The sequence below is a fragment of the Brevundimonas sp. FV1ye7S genome (assembly GCF_058680995.1).
Genome location: NZ_CM178726.1, coordinates 3,054,943 through 3,073,301 on the forward strand (window position 1 = coordinate 3,054,943; position 18,359 = coordinate 3,073,301).

20 protein-coding genes and 1 tRNA gene are annotated in these 18,359 nt (G+C 67.5%); 14 read left to right on the forward strand and 7 right to left on the reverse strand.

Features of this window, described 5'->3' with window-relative positions:
• The first annotated feature begins 55 nt into the window (after positions 1-55).
• Positions 56-1,258 (forward strand): acetyl-CoA C-acyltransferase, encoded by a 1,203-nt coding sequence (locus tag ACW18C_RS14850; RefSeq protein ID WP_492071724.1) that lies wholly within the window; start codon positions 56-58, stop codon positions 1,256-1,258.
• Positions 1,259-1,302: 44 nt separating this feature from the next.
• On the opposite strand, the gene ACW18C_RS14855 is transcribed toward ACW18C_RS14850, so the two are convergent.
• Genes ACW18C_RS14855 through ACW18C_RS14865 form a run of 3 tightly spaced genes read right to left on the reverse strand, consistent with a single transcriptional unit; the run spans position 1,303 to position 3,052 of the window.
• Positions 1,303-1,890: a demethoxyubiquinone hydroxylase family protein gene (locus ACW18C_RS14855; protein ID WP_492071725.1), complete on the reverse strand. Its 588-nt coding sequence runs from the start codon at positions 1,888-1,890 to the stop codon at positions 1,303-1,305.
• 4 nt (positions 1,891-1,894) lie between these two features.
• Positions 1,895-2,437: a disulfide bond formation protein B gene (locus ACW18C_RS14860; RefSeq protein WP_492071726.1), complete on the reverse strand. Its 543-nt coding sequence runs from the start codon at positions 2,435-2,437 to the stop codon at positions 1,895-1,897.
• Between the two features lie 39 nt (positions 2,438-2,476).
• A complete protein-coding gene (locus ACW18C_RS14865) occupies positions 2,477-3,052 on the reverse strand; it encodes a YqaA family protein (RefSeq protein ID WP_008258849.1) in 576 nt (191 codons plus the stop codon).
• Between the two features lie 108 nt (positions 3,053-3,160).
• Between ACW18C_RS14865 and ACW18C_RS14870 the strand changes: the two genes are divergently transcribed.
• The 4 genes from ACW18C_RS14870 to ACW18C_RS14885 all read left to right on the forward strand — a co-directional run bounded on the left by ACW18C_RS14870 (position 3,161) and on the right by ACW18C_RS14885 (position 6,928).
• Positions 3,161-3,796, forward strand: coding sequence for an exopolysaccharide biosynthesis protein (locus ACW18C_RS14870; protein WP_492071728.1), 636 nt, complete (start codon positions 3,161-3,163; stop codon positions 3,794-3,796).
• Positions 3,797-3,892: 96 nt separating this feature from the next.
• Positions 3,893-5,485 (forward strand): hypothetical protein, encoded by a 1,593-nt coding sequence (locus tag ACW18C_RS14875; RefSeq protein WP_492071729.1) that lies wholly within the window; start codon positions 3,893-3,895, stop codon positions 5,483-5,485.
• Between the two features lie 147 nt (positions 5,486-5,632).
• Positions 5,633-6,745, forward strand: a complete 1,113-nt coding sequence (gene hppD / locus ACW18C_RS14880) for a 4-hydroxyphenylpyruvate dioxygenase (RefSeq protein ID WP_492074037.1) — start codon at positions 5,633-5,635, stop codon at positions 6,743-6,745.
• A complete protein-coding gene (locus tag ACW18C_RS14885) occupies positions 6,746-6,928 on the forward strand; it encodes a hypothetical protein (RefSeq protein ID WP_372705587.1) in 183 nt (60 codons plus the stop codon). It abuts the gene before it with no gap.
• A gap of 41 nt (positions 6,929-6,969) precedes the next feature.
• Here ACW18C_RS14885 and ACW18C_RS14890 read toward each other — a convergent pair whose 3' ends face one another.
• Entirely contained in the window at positions 6,970-7,515 is a 546-nt protein-coding gene (locus ACW18C_RS14890; protein ID WP_492071731.1) for a GNAT family N-acetyltransferase, read from the reverse strand.
• A 228-nt stretch (positions 7,516-7,743) separates the two neighbouring features.
• Here ACW18C_RS14890 and ACW18C_RS14895 point away from each other — a divergent pair, with 228 nt between their 5' ends.
• The 6 genes from ACW18C_RS14895 (at position 7,744) to ACW18C_RS14920 (ending at position 11,720) form a co-directional block, all read left to right on the forward strand.
• Positions 7,744-8,745, forward strand: coding sequence for an isoaspartyl peptidase/L-asparaginase family protein (locus ACW18C_RS14895; protein ID WP_492071732.1), 1,002 nt, complete (start codon positions 7,744-7,746; stop codon positions 8,743-8,745).
• A gap of 46 nt (positions 8,746-8,791) precedes the next feature.
• Complete coding sequence (locus ACW18C_RS14900; protein ID WP_492071733.1) at positions 8,792-9,058, forward strand: hypothetical protein; 267 nt, start codon at positions 8,792-8,794, stop codon at positions 9,056-9,058.
• A 57-nt stretch (positions 9,059-9,115) separates the two neighbouring features.
• On the forward strand, positions 9,116-9,835 hold the full coding sequence (locus tag ACW18C_RS14905; protein WP_492071735.1) for a hypothetical protein: 720 nt from the start codon (positions 9,116-9,118) through the stop codon (positions 9,833-9,835).
• Between the two features lie 46 nt (positions 9,836-9,881).
• Positions 9,882-10,901, forward strand: coding sequence for a fumarylacetoacetate hydrolase family protein (locus ACW18C_RS14910; RefSeq protein ID WP_492071736.1), 1,020 nt, complete (start codon positions 9,882-9,884; stop codon positions 10,899-10,901).
• Positions 10,902-10,950: 49 nt separating this feature from the next.
• Positions 10,951-11,487, forward strand: a complete 537-nt coding sequence (locus ACW18C_RS14915) for a CcdC protein domain-containing protein (RefSeq protein ID WP_492071738.1) — start codon at positions 10,951-10,953, stop codon at positions 11,485-11,487.
• 148 nt (positions 11,488-11,635) lie between these two features.
• Positions 11,636-11,720: transfer RNA gene (locus tag ACW18C_RS14920), tRNA-Leu, on the forward strand.
• A gap of 202 nt (positions 11,721-11,922) precedes the next feature.
• Here the strand turns inward: ACW18C_RS14920 and ACW18C_RS14925 are convergent.
• Entirely contained in the window at positions 11,923-12,774 is an 852-nt protein-coding gene (locus ACW18C_RS14925) for an alpha/beta hydrolase (RefSeq protein WP_492071740.1), read from the reverse strand.
• 63 nt (positions 12,775-12,837) lie between these two features.
• Entirely contained in the window at positions 12,838-14,874 is a 2,037-nt protein-coding gene (locus ACW18C_RS14930) for an AsmA family protein (protein ID WP_492074039.1), read from the reverse strand.
• 198 nt (positions 14,875-15,072) lie between these two features.
• Between ACW18C_RS14930 and ACW18C_RS14935 the strand changes: the two genes are divergently transcribed.
• Positions 15,073-15,381, forward strand: a complete 309-nt coding sequence (locus tag ACW18C_RS14935; RefSeq protein ID WP_492071742.1) for a hypothetical protein — start codon at positions 15,073-15,075, stop codon at positions 15,379-15,381.
• A gap of 77 nt (positions 15,382-15,458) precedes the next feature.
• Here ACW18C_RS14935 and ACW18C_RS14940 read toward each other — a convergent pair whose 3' ends face one another.
• Entirely contained in the window at positions 15,459-17,522 is a 2,064-nt protein-coding gene (locus ACW18C_RS14940) for a S9 family peptidase (protein WP_492071744.1), read from the reverse strand.
• 171 nt (positions 17,523-17,693) lie between these two features.
• Here ACW18C_RS14940 and ACW18C_RS14945 point away from each other — a divergent pair, with 171 nt between their 5' ends.
• Both ACW18C_RS14945 and ACW18C_RS14950 read left to right on the forward strand, forming a co-directional pair.
• Complete coding sequence (locus tag ACW18C_RS14945; RefSeq protein ID WP_183198625.1) at positions 17,694-17,939, forward strand: type II toxin-antitoxin system Phd/YefM family antitoxin; 246 nt, start codon at positions 17,694-17,696, stop codon at positions 17,937-17,939.
• Complete coding sequence (locus ACW18C_RS14950) at positions 17,936-18,322, forward strand: type II toxin-antitoxin system VapC family toxin (RefSeq protein WP_183198624.1); 387 nt, start codon at positions 17,936-17,938, stop codon at positions 18,320-18,322. The genes ACW18C_RS14945 and ACW18C_RS14950 overlap by 4 nt, the downstream gene beginning before the upstream one ends.
• Positions 18,323-18,359 lie beyond the last annotated feature (37 nt).

Here is an 18,359-nt window from a genome sequence, read left to right on the forward strand (position 1 = left end):
CTCAAGTCGCGCGCAAGGCGCGACAGGCCCGCCCAACAAAGTAAGGATCTCCGTCATGCGCGAAGCCGTCATCGTCTCCACCGCCCGCACTCCCATCGGCCGGGCCTATCGCGGGGCCTTCAACGATACCCAGGCCCAGCAGCTGGGCGCCCATGCGGTGAAACACGCAGTCCAGCGCGCCGGCGTAGATCCGGCCGAGATCGAGGACGTGATCATGGGCGCGGCCCTGCAGCAGGGTTCGACCGGCACCAACGTCGCCCGCCAGATCGCCCTGGCCGCCGGCCTGCCCTCTTCGGTTCCGGGCATGAGTCTGGACCGCCAGTGCGCCTCGGGCCTGATGGGCATCGCCACGGCGGCCAAACAGGTGATGTTCGACCAGCAGAAGATGGCGGTCGGCGGCGGGCTGGAGAGCATCTCCCTGGTCCAGAACCAGTACATGAACCTGTACCGGGCCAAGGACGAGGCCCTGCTGAAGCTGGCGCCCCACATGTATATGTCGATGCTGGAGACGGCCGAGGTCGTGGCCCGCCGCTACAACATCAGCCGCGACCGCCAGGACGAATACGCGCTTCAGTCCCAGCAGCGCACGGCCCAGGCCCAGGCGGAAGGCCGGCTGGACGCCGAGATCGTGCCCATGACCACCTCCATGCTGGTCACGGACAAGGCGACCGGTGAGACCAGCTCCAGGGAGGTCACCCTGTCGAAGGACGAGGGCAACCGGCCCGAAACCACCCTGGAGGGACTGAAGACGCTGAAGCCGGTCTTCGGCGGCGGCGAGGAGGTCCAGCAGGGCGAATATATCACCGCCGGCAACGCCTCCCAGCTGTCGGACGGCGCCGCGGCCTGCGTCATCATGGAGGCCGGCGAGGCGGTGAAGCGCAATCTCCAGCCGCTCGGCGCCTATCGCGGCATGGCGGTGGCGGGGGTGGAGCCCGACGAGATGGGCATCGGCCCGGTCTACGCCGTGCCCAAACTGCTGAAGCGCCACGGCCTGACGGTCGACGACATCGGCATCTGGGAGCTGAACGAGGCCTTCGCCGTCCAGGTCCTCTACTGCCGCGACACCCTGGGAATCCCGGACGAACTGCTGAACGTCTCGGGCGGCGCCATCTCCATCGGCCACCCCTACGGCATGTCCGGCGCCCGCATGACCGGCCACGTCCTGATCGAGGGCAAGCGGCGCGGCGCCAAATACGGCGTCGTCACCATGTGCATCGGCGGCGGCATGGGCGCGGCGGGCCTATTCGAGATCTTCTGAGGTTCCCGTCTCCTCCCTGTCGCGTAGCGATGGGGAGGAGACGTCTAAACCTTCTCGCTGACCTTGATCGCCACCCGGCAGCCGGCCTTAATCACCCCGCTCAGCAGCCGATAGGCCGGGCCTTCGCGGCTGCCGTGTTCGATGGCGTGATCGTGGTGGGCCAGTTCCTCGTCGCGGAACTGTTTCAGTTCGGCGGCCAGCGCGGGATCGCGCTCGCCGATCTCGGCGATCTGTTCGGCGTAGTGTTTCTCGATCACGCTCTCGACCGCCTCGGTGCAGGCGTGGGCCGCCTTCTCGCCCATCAGGGCCGTGCCCGCCCCCAGGGCCGAGGCCGCGATCCGCCACAGCGGCGTCATCGCCGTGGGCCGCACCCGGCGTTCGGTCAACAGCCGTTCGAACCGGGCCAGATGCACGGCCTCCTGATCCTGCATCTCGTCCAGGTCGCGCACCATGCCGCCGTGCGCCTTGCGGCCCTCGAACACGGCCTTCTGGGCGCGATAGATCAGGACCGCCGCATATTCGCCGGCGTGATCGACCCGCAGGATCTCATCCATCCGCGCCTTGTCGGCGCCGCGGCCTGGCCGGGGCAGAGGGGGACGAGGCCGGGAGTCGGGGGTCGCCGCGTCGGTCATGGCGTCAGGCCTTTTCGATCCGGGGGGCGCGGGCGTCCTTGGGGCGTTTGGCCGCCAGCAGGCTGAACCCCGCCAACGCGAGGGAGAGGAGGGCGTTCCAGCCGGCCATGGACAGGCCCAGCCAGCTCCAAGCCACGGCGTCGCACATGGCCACCCTCTGGGCCGGCCCCGTGCCGAGCGCCAGGGCGGTCAGGCTTTCCAGATCGACGCCGCCCCCGCCCACACAGGTCGCGGGCAGGCTCCACCACTTGTACTCGCCGCCCATGTGGAAGACGGCGGTGACGGCGCCGGTGGCGAAGACGGCGGCCAGCAGGAAGGCGGCGATCCGGGGCGTGCCGCGCCGGCTGCCGCTCAGCAAGGTCCAGGCGGTGGCCACCGCCGCCACGGCGACCGCGCCCCAATAGACCTCGCGCTGTTTGAGGCAGAGGTTGCAGGGCGCTAGGCCCGCGAACCGCTCGAAGGCGTGGGCCGCGCCCAGCATGGCCAACGACGCGGCCAGGGCGAAGGCGGTCCACCAACGGGTCATCAGGCGATAGATGTCTCTCATCGTGCAGCGGTCTTAACCCGCCAAGGCGTCGCCGTCGACTTACAGAAGCTTCAGCATCACGATCAGGGCGATCAACACCACCAGGCCGATCCCGGACCACAGCGCCAGGCGTTTCTCCACCTGGGCCAGCATGGCCGCGCCCCAGCGCTTCAGGATCCAGGCCTCGAGGAAGAACCGGCCGCCCCGGGTCACGACCGACGCCCCCATGAAGACCGGGAAACTGAAGGCCGCCAGGCCGGAGGCGATGGTCACCAGCTTGTAGGGGATGGGGGTCAACCCCTTGATCAGTATGACCCACAGCCCCCACTGGGCGAACCATTGGCGGAAATGATCCAGCCCGTCCGAATGGCCGAGAACCCGGAGGATCGCCAGGCCGAGATCGGTCAGGAAATAGCCGATGGCGTAGCCGAGAATCCCGCCCAGGACCGAGGCCAGGGTGCAGACCCCGGCGTAAAAATAAGCCTTCTCCGGCCGGGCCAGGATCATCGGCGCCAGCATCACGTCGGGCGGGATGGGGAAGAAGGAACTCTCGGCGAAGGCGACCATGGCCAGGGCGGGCGTCGCGTGGCGCCCTCGCGCCAGATTGAAGACGCCGTCATAGAGCTTGCGAAGCATGGAAATCCCCTGGCAGGGGCGACGCCCTAGCAAGACCTGCGTCCGACGTCACGCGCCGCGACATCGAAGCCCTCGCCGTCCGTTCCCGACGCCTCTAAAGGAGGCGGCATGACCGTCCCCTCTCCGTCCGGCCACGCCGACGACGTCAGCCAAGACATCGCTCGCCTGTTGCGTCGGCTGTCCGACGACGGGGGCGAGGCCGGCCTGACCCTGGAAGAAATTCGCGACCGTCTGGACGAGCGCGCCTATGGGCTGCTGATCCTGCTGTTGTCGATTCCCTGCCTGGTCCCTGGCCTTTACGGCGTGCCCCAGGTGGTCGGGGTGGCCGTCATCCTGCTGGCCGGCCAGATGCTGGTGGGCCGGGAAGAGCCCTGGCTGCCCCGCTGGCTGCTGAAGCTGCGCGCCAGGGGTTCGTGGCTCAAGGCCATGGCCGATTTCGCCGAGTCGAAACTGGGCTGGATCGACCGGTTCTCCCGCCCCCGCCTGCGTCGCTTCGCCGATGGACCGGGCGAGAAGCTGGCGGCGGTCTTCATGATCCTGGCCACCCTGACCATCGTCCTGCCGATGACCAACACCATCCCCTCCGTGGCCCTGGCGCTTCTGTCGGTCGGCCTGATCCAGCGCGACGGCCTGTTCGTGATCGCCGGGGCGGCGGTGACGACGGCCTGGCTGACGCTCCTGGGCGTGGTGGCGACCGGGCTGCTGCTGGGCGCCGAATGGGCGACGCGGCTTCTGCCGGGCTGAACATCTGCAAAAAAGAACGCCGCACGCAGGCATCAGTTGAATCGCCTCGCGTCATCGCATCAGTATGCTCTCGCCTAGTCGCCGGAGCCTGAATCCATGAAGTCGAACCTCACCGGCGTTCTGGCCGCATTTGTCCTCGCTTTCGGTGCGGCTCCAACCCAAGCCCAGCAGGCGGCCACGATAGAGGCGCGTACGGCTCCAGGCGGCGTCGCAGTCACCTGGAAGCTGGCCCAACCGACCAACCAGGTCGCCTTCCTGGACCCCGACATCATCCGCAATCTTTGGACCGTCACGACGCCCGACCTGACCCTGGCGGACGACGTCCTGCAATCCGAACGGCCCTTCGACACCTTCGAAATCCTGATCGCGCCCGACGCCGCCGAAGTCGATCGGGTCTATATGGGCCTGACCCGCGTCGGCGCAGGTCATGTGCTCTACGGGCCCGGCCTGGCGCTGAAGGGCATGGACGCCGAACTGACCTTCAGGCCTGTCGAGGGCGAGACGACCTTGCCCGCGGCAGAGGCGATCAAAGGCTACGCCTACGTCGGCCCCGAGGCGGCCGTGACACGCAGGGCTGGCGGCGCGGCCGTGATCGGCGCCTCGGTTCCCGCATCGCTTTCCACGCTGATGGGCGACGGCTTTCTGGCCGCACAAGGTTTCTACGGCGCCAGATTGGGCCGCGACCTGCCTTACAAACCCGTCCTGGTGGTCACGACAGACAGCCCCGGTCCGACGACGTTTCGCGGAGACGTGACAAACACCGGCGTCATCGCCTTGCGCTTTTTCGGCGCCGACTGGGACGCCCCGCCAGAGGAGGTGACCGGCCCGCTTTCCACCTTCGTCTGGCACGAGACCTTCCACCTGTGGAATGGACATGGCGTCATCACCAAGGACGGCGACACCGCGCCTTGGCTTCATGAAGGCGGGGCGGAATACGGCGCTCTGGTCGCCGCTGCATCGTCCGGCGTCATTGATGACGCCCAGGTGAAATCCTCCCTGGCCCAGCGCCTGAACGGTTGCCGATCGGCTTTGGAGGATCGCGCCTATGATCCTCGGCGTCTGCGATCCGGCTCTGCGGTCTACGATTGCGGCGTCGTGATCCAGTGGATCGCGGATCTGGAAACGCGGCAGGCCTCCGATGGCGGGCGCGACATCTTCGACCTGTGGAAGACGGTGCTGGACGCCGGCCGCAACGGCGACGGCTATGGCGCGGCGGACTTCCGCGCCCTTCTCCCGCGCGACAGCGGCGTCAGCATTCTGCTTGATGGGCCTGGGGCGGACCGTTGGTCGGCCCTCGAAACCCGGCTGGCGGCCCTGGGCGTCACGCTGGAGGAGCAGCCCGGCCGGGACGACTATCGCCAGGCCGCCCTCTTCCATCTGAACGACCAGAACTGCACCGGCGGCGGTACGGGCTTTTACCGGAATCCCGAAGGCATAAGGCTGGACACCGGCGACAGGTGCGGCGTGCTGTCGGGCGACCCCCTTCTCGCCAGCATAGAGGACCACGACCCCAATGCGGACGCCGAAGCCATGTTCTTCGCGGTCCAGGCCCGTTGCACCCAAAGCCTTTCGGTGCGCTATCGGTTCGCGGACGGTCGGACGGTCGAGGCCGTGTGCAAGGCGCCGTTGGCCACACCCAAGGCTTGGGCCGTCACCACGGCGCCGATGCTGGCGACGCGCTCGACCTGAAAACCTGGCTCCGCTCCCCTCCCCCATCACGACCCCGTGGGACCGCCTTGGCTCTGTCGTCATCCGCGACTAGGTTCCGCGCCAATCGGCGGCCCCTTTCGGTTAAGCCCGCCACAGAAGCTACGCGGGAGACGCGCCATGAACGACATGACCCCCACCTCTGATCAGGCCCCTGCCCAGACGACGGCGGAACAGATCAACCTGGAAAACCCCCTCGGCGTCGACGGATTCGAATTCGTCGAATTCACCGGCCCGGAACCCAAGGCGATGATTACGCGCCTTGAACTGATGGGCTTCACCCAGACCCACGTGAACCCGAAGACCGACGTCGTACGCCTGAAACAGGGCGACATCTCCTTCCTGGTCCACCGCACGCCCAACGGTCAGGCCCAAGCCTTCGCCGCCGACCACGGCCCCTCGGCCAACGGCATGGCCTTCCGCACCAGCGACGCCAAGGCCGCCTACGAGGGCGCGCTGGAACGCGGCGCCGTGGCCGCAACCGATGCGAACGGCGGGGCGCTGGGCGACTATCCCTATATCCTCCAGGGCATCGGCGGTTCGCTGCTGTACGTCATCGACCAGTATGGCGACGCCGGCTCGCTGTATGACGCCTGGGACGAGATCGAGGGTTGGGAAGAGGCCGAGCGCAAGAACTCCATGGGTCTCGAGATCCTCGACCACCTGACCCACAATGTCCGTCGCGGCCAGATGCGGACCTGGTCGGGCTTCTATGGCTCGGTGTTCAATTTCGAAGAGCAGAAGTATTTCGACATCAAGGGCAAGGCGACCGGCCTGTTCTCGCAGGCCATGATCGCGCCCGACCGCGCCATCCGCATCCCCCTGAACGAAAGCCAGGACGACAATTCCCAGATCGAGGAATTCCTGCGTCGCTACAACGGCGAGGGCATCCAGCACATCGCCCTGACCACCGAGAACATCTTCGAGACGGTCGAGGCCATGCGCGCGCGCGGCGTCGATTTCCAGGACACGATCGAGACCTATTTCGAGCTGATCGACAAACGCCTGCCCAACCATGGCGAGGACGTGGAGCGGATGCGCAAGAACCGCATCCTGATCGACGGGTCGGACGAGGAGGGCCTGCTGCTGCAGATCTTCACCCAGGACACCTTCGGCCCGATCTTCTTCGAGATCATCCAGCGCAAGGGCAACGAGGGTTTCGGCAACGGCAATTTCCAGGCCCTGTTCGACTCCATCGAACTGGACCAGATCCGTCGCGGCGTCATCAAGGTCGACGCCTGAATGCGGATGCGGCCGCCGACCTGGCTGCCCTGGCTCGGCCCGGTCCTCGCGGCCGGCGCCGGGGGCGGGGTCGGCTACTGGCTGGAAATCGGCTTCTGGCCGACCCTCGCCGTCGCCCTGGTCTGCGGCTTCGCCCCGATCATCGCCTACCGCCTGTGGAAGCGACTGCATCACAGGCGGTAGGCCTGTGCGGAGACGGGCGGAAAGCGCTCCCCCCGATCGGCTCAGGGTTCCGACCCTGCCGTCCGCATGATCTTCTCGAACTGGAACGCATCCCCGTCTCCGGGAAGGTCGTCCTGCGCCCCGGGATGATTGGGATCGGGGTGATATCTGTTAAAAAACTCGATGATCCGGAAGCCGCACTTGTTGACGTAGAAGTGGATGTTTCGCTTCTCGAAATACGGGGTGTGCGTCTGCCAGACGATCGTCTCGGGAAAGCGCTCCTCGATGGCGCGCCAGGCCTTGAGGCCCAGCCCCCGCCCCTCCTCGCCAATCTTCAGAAAAAACAGGTCGAGAGAGTTGCGGTGTGTCACGGGGTCGATTGTGACGACGGCGCCGCCGACTTTACGGCCATCGCACACGATGCGCAGAACCACGGAGCCAGGCGCCGTGACGGCGGCGTCCAACACCTCGTCCGAGGGAATCGGCTCATCCGGCTGGTTGCCGAACTCATCGACGACCGCGACGGCGAACGCGTCCTGCAACTCGGCCTTGAAGATCGCGAACTCCGCGGGATCGGAGTCGGCAAGAGTGACTGTTTCGCTGGTCATCGGGGAGCCATACACGGCAATGGCCTGCAATTGGAGCCCGCCGGGGGTCGAGGCGGACGCGCGACGAGAGCCTGATTTCGACGGTTTTCCAACACCCCTTCCAAACCGGGCTATACTCCCGTCTGCGTTTCCCGAGGCGAAAGAGGTATGTCCATGTCATCCAGACGATACGCACACTTCCGCCACGCGCTCTTCGTCGTTTTCGCGGTTTTCGGACTCTCAAACCCTGTGCTGGCCCAGACCCCCGCGGCCCCCCGCTGGTCTCTCGCCATCCACGGCGGCGCCGGGACCATCGAGCGCGACCACATGACCCCGGCTCAGGACGCCGCCTATCGCGCCGCCCTGCAACGGGCGCTGGACGTCGGGTCGGCCGTCCTGGCGCGCGACGGCTCGGCGCTGGACGCGGTCCAGGCCGCCGTCCAGGTCATGGAGGATGATCCCCTGTTCAACGCCGGGCGGGGCGCCGTCTTCACCGCGGCCGGACGTAACGAGCTGGACGCCGCCGTCATGAACGGCGCGGACCTGACCGCCGGCGCGGTCGCCGGGCTGACCACCACCCGCCACCCGGTCGCCGCCGCCCGCGCTGTGATGGAGCAGTCGCCGCACGTCATGCTGATCGGCCCCGGCGCCGACGCCTTCGCCGCCCAGGCCGGGCTGGAACAGGTCGATCCGGCCTTCTTCTTCACCGAACGCCGCTGGCAGGGCCTGACCAAGGCCCTGACCGAGGCCGGCCTGCCCCTGCCCGCCCGTCCCGCCGACGTATCGACGCCGGGAGCCCAGGCCGCCGTCGCCCCGCCGCTGAACGAGAGGAAGTTCGGCACCGTCGGCGCCGTGGCCCTGGACAGTCGGGGCCGCCTCGCCGCCGCCACCTCGACCGGCGGCATGACCGCCAAACGCTGGGGCCGGGTCGGCGACGTGCCGGTCATCGGCGCCGGCACCTACGCCTCCAACGCCGACGGCTGCGCCGTCTCGGCCACCGGCTCGGGCGAGTATTTCATCCGCTCCACCGTGGCCCGCGACATCTGCCGCCGCACCGCCGACGGCGCGACCGTCCAGGCGGCGGCCGAGGCCGAGATCGCCGACGTCGGCTCCATCGGCGGCGACGGCGGGGTCATCGTCATGGATCTGACCGGAACCCCGGCCTTCGCCATGAACACCTCGGGCATGTATCGGGGGGCGGCGTCTTCGACGGCCGCCGCGCGCGTCGCGATCTACGCCGACGAACCCTGAGCCCCGATTTCAGACGAATTAGACTCTTTTTTTCCAGACCGAGCCCATGCCTGCACCCGACGACGAACTGACCAAGATGGCCGAGGAAGAGCTGGACGCCGCCTGCGCCATGCCCTTCGTCGAGCTGAAGAAGATCACCCCCTGGGGCGACTCCTATGTCGGCTTCGCCCCGTCCGGCCGCGAGGTCGAGGTGGAGCGCCGCTATCTGTGGGCGGTCGAACCCGCAGGCGGGGTGGTCGTCGAGGTCGAGGTGCGCGACCCCGCCGCCCGCGCCGGCGCTGATGCCAAGGCCCTGCTCACCGAACATCGTTAACCTTTCACTTGGCCCAGCTTCGCCGCTGCGGCATGATGTGGCGAGTGGGGGATGACAATGCTGCCGACACAAACCGACTTTCCCGCCGAGGTTGTTGCGGCGCCCGTGATCTGGGACGGCGCGACCGCGTTCATCCTCTCGATCCTGAGCGCCGTGGCCGCCGCCGTCATTGCGAACTGGCTGGGCGTAAACGGCGAGCGTCGGCGACAGGAAGTCGTCCTGGTCACGATCATCAAGCGCAAGTACGAGATCATTCTGCAAGCGTCAGAACGCGCCATTCGCGCGGTCGGCGACGGAGAGCCGGCGGCGCGAGAGCTTGTGGCGACCGTCCGTCGCGAACTGGGATTTGTTCTGACCATCTGTTCTGGTCTTCCGCTCAAGAAGCTGGATGACGCGCTGGACGGCAAGGCGGCCGACAAGCCCAAGCCGAAGCCCCCGGAACCGAGCCCGCCCCCTGTGCGACCGGTCCCGATCAGCTACAAGCTGGAAGAGGCGAAGGTTCTCACGTCCGGCCTCTGCGGAACGGGCGTCGAGGACGGCTATGTCGTGACGGAGGCCGCGCCGCCCCCTCCGCCTGCGCCCCCGCCCTGCCCGTCCCCCCAGGAGCTTGTGGCGGCCCATCGCATCCAGATCCGACAAGCGGTCGAGGCGTTCCACATCTACTGGAGCGATCGCGCCAGCCGGATTTCAGAACTCTCGGCCCTCCAGCGCGCCTTCGCGACGACCCTGCCGCCCAAGGTGGAAAAGGACGACGCCCCGCCCCTCCCCCGTCACTGACCGCCCCTCTGTTCCCCCCGGCGCGAAATCGGTCTAGGCCTTGGGCATGAAACTCGCCTCGCTCAAGCACGGCCGCGACGGCCGCCTCGTGGTCGTCTCGCAGGACCTGCACTGGTTCACCGACGCCTTCCTGATCGCCCCCACCCTCCAGGCCGCCCTGGACGATTGGGACCGCTGCGGTCCCCGGCTTCTGGCCCTGGCCGAGAGCCTGGAGCATGAGGCCGTGCCGCGCGGCCGTTTCCACGAACGCGACGCCGCCTCCCCCCTGCCCCGCGCCTATCAGTGGGCTGACGGCTCGGCCTATGTGAATCATGTCGAGCTGGTGCGCCGCGCCCGGGGCGCCGAGATGCCCGCCAGCTTCTGGACCGATCCCCTGATGTACCAGGGCGGCTCCGACGGCTTCCTGGCGCCGCGCGACCCCATCCCGCTCGCCGACCCCGCCTGGGGCTGCGACCTGGAGGCCGAGATCGTGGTGGTCGTCGGCGACGTGCCCCAGGGCGTGACGCGCGACGAAGCCCTGGCCGCCATCCGCCTGGTCGGCCTGGTCAACGACGTGTCGCTTCGCAACCTGATCCCGGCCGAACTGGCAAAGGGGTTCGGCTTCGTCCAGTCCAAGCCCGCCAGCGCCCTCTCGCCCGTCTTCGTGACGCCGGATGCGCTGGGCGACCGCTTCAGGGACGGCAAGCTGCACGGCGAACTGACCGTTCAGTTGAACGGCCAGCCCTTCGGCCGCGCCGACGCGGGCGTGGACATGACCTTCGACTTCGGGACCCTGATCGCCCATCTGGCCAAGACCCGCTCGCTGTCGGCCGGGACGATCATCGGTTCAGGCACGGTCTCCAACCGCGACGCCGACGGGGGCCCCGGCAAGCCGGTCTCGGAAGGCGGCCTGGGCTATTCCTGCATCGCCGAGGTCCGCACGGTCGAGACGATCCTGCGCGGCGCCGCCGAGACCCCCTTCCTGGCCCATGGCGACACGGTCCGGATCGAGATGATGGACGACCAGCATCGTTCGATCTTCGGGGCCATCGAGCAGACGGTGGAGCCGCTTCCGCGCGACGCCTGACCACGCCAGATTGACCGATGTCGGCCTCGGGGGAGGCCTGGAGGACGACATGCCGCCCGAGAAACTCATACCGCTGCTGGTCTTCCCGGCCGTGCTGGTCCTGGTGCTGCTGAAGAACCGGCGCAAGCGGCCGTTGAAGCCGCAGTTCCTGTGGATCATGCCCGCCATCGTCGTGCCCCTGATCGGGCTCGGCATCTGGGGCTCGACCTACAGTCCTCGCGCCGTCCACGCGCCGTTCGGCCCTGGCGCCTGGGCCGTGCTGGCCATCGGCGCCGTCCTGGGCGGCCTGGCCGGCTGGTATCGCGGCAAGACCGTCACCATAGAGAAGGAGCCGGACGGTTCGCTGATGGCCCAGGCTTCGCCGCTGGGCCTGATCCTGCTGGTCGTGCTGTTCGCGGGCCGCGCCGGCCTGCGCGACCTGATCGCAACCCACGCCGCCGACTGGCGCCTGAACGCCATGGCCGTCACCGACGCCTTCCTGGTCTTCGCCATGGGACTGATCGTCCTGCAGCGGGTCGAGATGTACATCCGCGCCCGACGGGTGCTGGCCGGCGGGACCGACAGCCATGTGGAGGTGGCGGCCTGATCGGGCCCCATCATTGCAACGATCCCGAAATCCGCCTGCGGCGCTCAGGCTGCGCCCCACGCAGGACGGCCGTCCGCGTAAACTTCATGATGCGGTGAAGACCCTCTGGACCCGGCTCATGCCCTTGTGGCATGAGACCGGCTCCGCTGCGGGCGTGGTGGAATTGGTAGACGCGCTGGACTCAAAATCCAGTTCCGAAAGGAGTGCCGGTTCGACCCCGGCCGCCCGCACCACCCTTCCTGTCGGTGTGTCTTCCCGCCGCCATATGGCGCGGAAACGAAGACGGCCCGCCCCGGAGCCAGCAGGTTCGGCACGCGTGGGCGCCGGAGCCAGACAGGTTCGGAACGGGCCGTGAATGATCGGTACGAATACTAAAATCCGACCAGCCGACATATTGGCATTAAGTCGCATTCTTGAAAAGTCCCCGCTCGGCGATCAGCCCAGTTCGCGGTGGAAGAAGCCGGTTACATCGGCCAGAATCGTCGCCTTCTTGCGGAACAGAGGCGAGAAGGTCGCGATCAGGTCGGCGTGGTCCAGACCCGGATAGAGCTTCGCCTCGGACCGACCGCCGACCGCTTTCATTCTCTGGTCCAAAATGGTCGTGTCCTCGGCGTGAACCACGACGTCGGCCGTGCCGTGACCCAGCCAGATCGGCGGGGCGTCGGCGCGCACGAAGGTGACGGGCTGGGTCAGGGTCGGATCGGGGGCGCGGCCGAAGGCGTTGCGGGACGCCCCGACGTCGAACGGCAGGAAATCATAGGGGCCCGCCAGACCGGCCGCCGCCCTGATCAATCCAGGGCGGTCGACCGCCTGCATATAGCGGCGGTCCAGACTGATCATCAGGGCCAGATGGGCGCCGGCCGAATGGCCCAACACCCCCACCCGTTCCGGATCGCCGCCATAGGCTGCCGCGACATCCGCCGCCTTGGCCGTGGCGACGGCGGCGTCTTCGATGAAGGCCGGAAAGACCACCTGGGGCACGACGCGGAAATCGGGCAGGGCCACGACGAACCCCTGGGCGGCCAGGGCCTGGGCCGCCCAGCCATAGAGGTCGCGCGACCCTGAATCCCAGCCGCCGCCATAGAAGAAGACGAGGACCGGATAGGTCCCCGGCGCGGTCGGGGCGTACAGGTCCAGCCTCTGGCGGGGATCGTCGCCATAGGCGATGTCGCGCGCCACGCGTCGCACGCCCCCGTCCCTCGGCCCCAGACTGTTGAGCAGGCCCAGGGGTGAACAGGCGGCGGCCATCAGGCCCGCAATGGGCGCCAACAGGCCCCGCCGGGTCATGCGATACAGTCCATGGCATCCATTACGTCATCGCCCCTCGTTCGGCCCTGACCCTTCGCAGATTTATCGCGCCCCGGCGATCAGCCGGCCGCAGTTCGCATCCTCGGCCAGGCCCGGATCGACGAAGGCGAACAGGGCCGTGACCGGCGCCACCACCGCGCTCAGAAGACCGGCGACCCCGCCCTGGCCGACCAGGGCGCGGACATCGACGCCGACCTGGGGCGCCGTCAAGGCCCCCTTGACCGTGATGGGCGCCCAGACCCGCAGCAGGCGCGGCTTCTTGGATTCGCCATCCACACGCAGGTCGAGGGTTTCGACCCCCAGGTCGATCGTGCCTGTGCCCTGGGCGAGAACCACGTCCGTATCGATGACCAAGGTCTTGGCCGTCGCCGCGCCGCCCCGCACGTCGAAATCGGCGACGGCGCACCGGATCTGGGCCGTCGACTGGTCGCCGCGCAACAGTTTCAGCAGGCCGGCGCTGGCGTTGATGCCCAACAGTTCGGCGAAGGCCGACCGCATCTGACCGTCGGGCACCACCAGGCTGAGCGAGCCCTTGGACGCCGCTGCGAAATCATGGATCGAGGCGCCGGGTCCTTCCAGCCGCGCCCGGCCCAGAGCGCGCCCGGTCAGGGGCGCAGTTCCGTCGCGGGCGGGAATGATGGATTCCAGCGGATAGCCGGCCAGACGGAAATCGACGACGCTGTAGGGGACGTCGCGCGTCGCATTGATCCGGGCCGTGCCGTTCAGTTCGCCCCGATTGAAGTTGAAACTGACGGGGTCGAGATCGAGGACGCCGTCCTTCAATTTCGCCCCCAGGTTCACCGCCCGCACATCCAGGTCATTGGCCTTCACCGCGACCGCCCGATAGCTCAGGCTTCCGTCCATCGCCCGCAGGCGCTCGGTCTGCAGCGGCGCGTCGGGCAGCAGCTTGCCGCCGACGGCCACGGGCGCCTCGGTATTGGATCCCGCCGCATTCGTCACGGTCCGGGCGCCCAGGACGGCGGCCAGGTCGTCGATGTCGAGGCGGCGCGACGTCAGTTCCGCATCGACCCGCAACCGTTTCGCCGCATCGACCCGCACATCGCCGGACAGGTCCGAGGCCCCGACCCGGCCGTCGAAATCACTGAAGGTCCAGATATTTTCGTTCCGCTTCAACGCGCCCTTCAGTCGATAGGGCGGGGTGTTGGGCAGGGCGACCCCCGTCAGCAGATACAGGTCCGACAGGTCGCGCCCCTGCAAGCTCAGGGTGGCGTCGAACCGGCCCAGATCGAACGGCCGGGTCACGGCCCCCTTGGCGGTCAGGCTGGAGCCCGCGCCGCTGACGCTCGCCTCGAAGTCATAGGGTCGGTCACGACGGATATTGATGAAAGGACCGCCCCGAACGCGCAGCGTCAGCGGCGAACCATTGACCTCGCCCTCGCCGTTCAGCACGAAACCGGCGTCGTCACCCTGCCCCTCGCGCGCATCGACCGTCGCCTCCAATTTCAGACCGCGTCTCCGCTCGTCGAAGACCAGGCGGCCGTCGGTGATGACCAACTGCTGGATGACCGGCAGTTTCATCCCCTCGCCCGTGTCGGGCTTTTCGGGGTTCAGGTCCCAGCTGTTGCGGCCGTCCTTGTCGGTGATCAGCACCAGCCGGGGGCGGGTGAAGCTGAGCAACGGCATCTCGATCTGGCCGGCGAACAGTTTGCGCAGCCGCACCGAGGCGCGGATTTCGTCCACATCGGCCGTATCGCGATCCCGCGCCCACTCCGGGCCGCCGATCTTGAGACCCCGCACCACCGCCGAAGGCGTCCAGCTGAACAGATGGACGTCCAGGTCGCCCTGAAGCGCAATGTCGCGATCATACGCCGCCGAGGCCCAGCGTCCGATGGGTCCGCGCACCATGTTCCAGTCGAACAGGATCAGAGCCAGAACCACCAGGCCGATCAGAAAAAGGCCGACGCCCCCTGCCCAGGCCTCGGCGCGACCGGGCCGTCGGACGGCGGCGTAGACCGGGTCATTCCGACGCATCCAGTCGTGAAAACCGCGCGCGCGAACCACGGCCGGATCTACGCCCTTGCGACGCAGATCAGACCACAATTCGTTCCACTTCAGCATCTTGGCCAAACAATCGGCTCCGTGAGCCAGACAGAACGCGCAAGTCGCGGTTTGGAGCCGCCCGGTCCCCTCCGACCTCTCCTGGCCTAAAATTTCGTCAGTTATGCGCTCAGTTGTCGCAAAAACTTTACAACGCGAAAATTCGGCGCATATTTCATCAGAGCCCTGATCTTAATTCAGGCCACAGGAGGATGCCCGATGACCCGTTTCGTATCACCCGCCCTGATCGCCGCCGTCGTGGCCGCGGTCGCCACGCCCAGCCTGGCCCAGGCTTCGCGTTCCGAGGCCCCGCGCGCCGCCACGCTTCAGTCGGTGATGGTCTGCGCCAGCGACACAGCGACGCGCCGCGCCTACCAGCGTGAATTCGGCGCTGCGCCGGTGTTCGTCACCGCCCAGGAGGCCATAGCGGCCCGCCAGGCCGGGCAACGCTGGACCGCCCCGCGCTGCATGACCGCGCATCAGTACAACCGCCTGGTCTCCTCGACCCAGACGCGCGCCTCGTTGTAACCCCAGCCGATTTCCGGATAAAAAAAGGGCGCGGCCTTGCGGCTGCGCCCCTCTTTCGTTCTGAAAACGACCCGGCCCTATTGGGCTGGGGTCAGATACTTGTTCAGCCAGCCGAACACCTCATCGTGCCATTGCAGGCTGTTGGCCGGCTTCAGCACCCAGTGGTTCTCGTTCGGGAAGACGATCAACCGGCTGTCGATTCCTCGGCGCTGCAGCGCCGTATAGGTGGACAGGCCCTGGGCCGTCGGGATGCGGAAGTCCAGGTCGCCCTGCACCACCAGCATCGGCGTCTTCCAGTTCTCGACATGGTTGGCCGGGTTGAACTTCTGATAGCCGTCCGGCTTGTCCCACGGCGTGCCGCCGTATTCCCATTCGGTGAACCACAGTTCCTCGGTCGAGTAACCCATGCCGAAGGTGTCGAAGACCCCGTCATGGTTGACTAGGCATTTGAACGCGTTCGACCAGTTCCCGGCGATCCAGTTGATCATATAGCCGCCGTACGAGGCGCCCAGGGCGCAGGCGTTGGAGCCGTCCAGGAAGGCGTACTTCTGCTGGGCCGCGGCCCAGCCCTTCTGCAGATCCTCCAGCGGCCGGTCGCCCCAGTGCTGGCTGATCGCGTCGGTGAAGGCCTGGCCGTAGCCGGTCGAGCCGTGGAAATCGATCATCACCACCGCATAGCCGGCGCCCGCATAGGTCTCGGGGTTCCAGCGATAGGACCAGCCGTCGCCGAACGAGCCCTGCGGCCCGCCGTGGATCAGGAAGGCGACGGGGTATTTCTTGCCTTCCTCATAGCCCACCGGCTTGATGACATAGCCGTGCACCGTCTCGTTGTTCCAGCCGGGGAAGCTGAACTGCTCGTATTCGCCGAAGGCCTTGGCGTCGAAGGCCGGATTGGCCTGGGTCAGGCGACGCGGCATTTCACGACCCAGATAGGTCTTGAAATACAGATCGCTGGGCGACTTCAGACTGTCCTGGGCGAAGACGAAGCCCGACGGCGTCTGCTGGAAGGCCGAGACATGGCCGGGGCCGGTGACCGGCGTCACGACGCCGTTGCGCGTATCCACGGCGAACAGCCTGGTCGAACCCACGTCGCCGGCGGTCGTGTACAGGGTCTGGCCGTCGCGCGACCATTGCAGGGTGTCGGCCGAACGGTCCCAGTTCGACGCGATCTCGCGCTTCTGGCCGCTCTGAACATCCATCAGCACGATCTGATAACGGTCGGCCTCAAAGCCCGGGCGCGCCATCGCGCGATAGGCCAGGGTGCGGCCGTCCGGCGAAAACACCGGCCCCGCGTCCCAGGCCGGATTGTCCTGGGTCAGGTTGGTGAAGGTCCCGTCGCCGGTCAGGCCGTTGGTCTTCCACAGGTCGAAATTGGTGCTCCACGACTCGGTCTTTCCGGCCAGACGCGCCGAGAAGACGATGGAGTCGCCGGCGGGTGTGAAGACGAAGTCGCTCTCGTCGCCGAACGGCTTGGACGGGGTGTCCCCGTCGAAGCCCTTGGTCACCCAGACGGGGGAACCGGTCGCCTGGCCGTTGCGGCCGATGGACTGGACGAACAGATGGTTCTGGGTGTGGTCATTCCACGTATCCCAGTGGCGCACGAACATCCGGTCATAGACCTGGCCGGTCGTTTTCCGCTCGGCCACGGCCTTGCCCAGCTCGACCGAGGCGTTCAGGTCGGCCGCGTCCGGATAGACGGCCAACGACACCGCCACCTTGTCGCCCGACGGACTGATCCGATACGCGTTCACGTCCAGCGGCAGATTGGTCACCTGCACCGGCGTCGCCGTGGGAGACGCCACGCGCCAGACCTGGCTCGCGCCCGACTTGCCCGACAGGAAATACAGATTGCCGTCCCCGCCCCAGCGGGCGGTATTGGCGCCCTGGTCCGAGATGGCCAGTCGGCGCGGCGCGACATCCGGCGTGTTCAGGTCCAGCATCCACAGGCTGCCGGCGCGGCGGTTGGCCTCTACATCCGTCGTCGTCACCGAATAGACGACGTAGCGGCCGTCCGGCGACACCTGCGGATCGCCCAGCCGGTTGGCGGTGATCATGTCGCGGTAGGTGAAGGCGTCGGGCGTCGCAGGCGCAGCCGGAACCGGCGCGGGCGGAACCTGGGCCAGGGCCGGGGCGGCGCTCATCAGAGCGCCCGACAAGGCAATCCCCGCGCAGGCGGCGGACAAGAGAGAACGGTGGCGCATGGGGCATTCCTCGCAAAACTCGCAGCGGCGAGGCGTAGCACCACCGTTCGCCAGGCGAAAGTTGCTGACAGCTCAGAAGTTAGCTAAGCTGCTTGGACCAAGGAGCGCGACATGACCACTGTCACCGTCCACCACGCCAAGACCCATCTCTCCAAACTGATCGCCGCCGCCGAACGCGGCGAAGAGGTCGTCATTGCGCGCGGCGACAAGCCCGCAGTACGGATTGTGCCCTTCGAGCCGGCGACCAAGCCCGAGCGCAAGCCGGGTCGGCTGAAGGGTCTCGTCGCCATGGATGATCGTTTCTTCGCCCCCCTGCCGGAAGACGAACTGCGTCTGTGGGAGGGCCGAGGCGAATGAGGCTGCTGCTCGACACCCACGCCCTCATCTGGTGGATGTCGGGGGAAGCCGGGCTCAGCCGCGCCGCAGAGGCCGCGATAAGGGACGGCGGCGCCCATGTCTTCGTCAGCGCCGTCTCGGCCTATGAGATCGCCCTGAAACACGGCATGGGCCGACTGCCCAGGGCTGGGCTGCTGGCCGAACGGTTCGAGGCCGAGGTCGATCTCGAAGGTTTTGACATCCTGCCGATCACCGCCCGCGAGGCGTCCCACGCCGGCCGGCTGGACCATACGCACCGCGACCCGTTCGACCGGCTGCTGATCGCCCAGGGCCTGATCAACAACCTGACGCTCGTCTCCAATGAACAGGTGTTCGACAGCTTCGGCGTGGCGCGCCTCTGGTAGGCTTGCTCCCTTTCGCCGAACCGGCGACAAGCGGTCG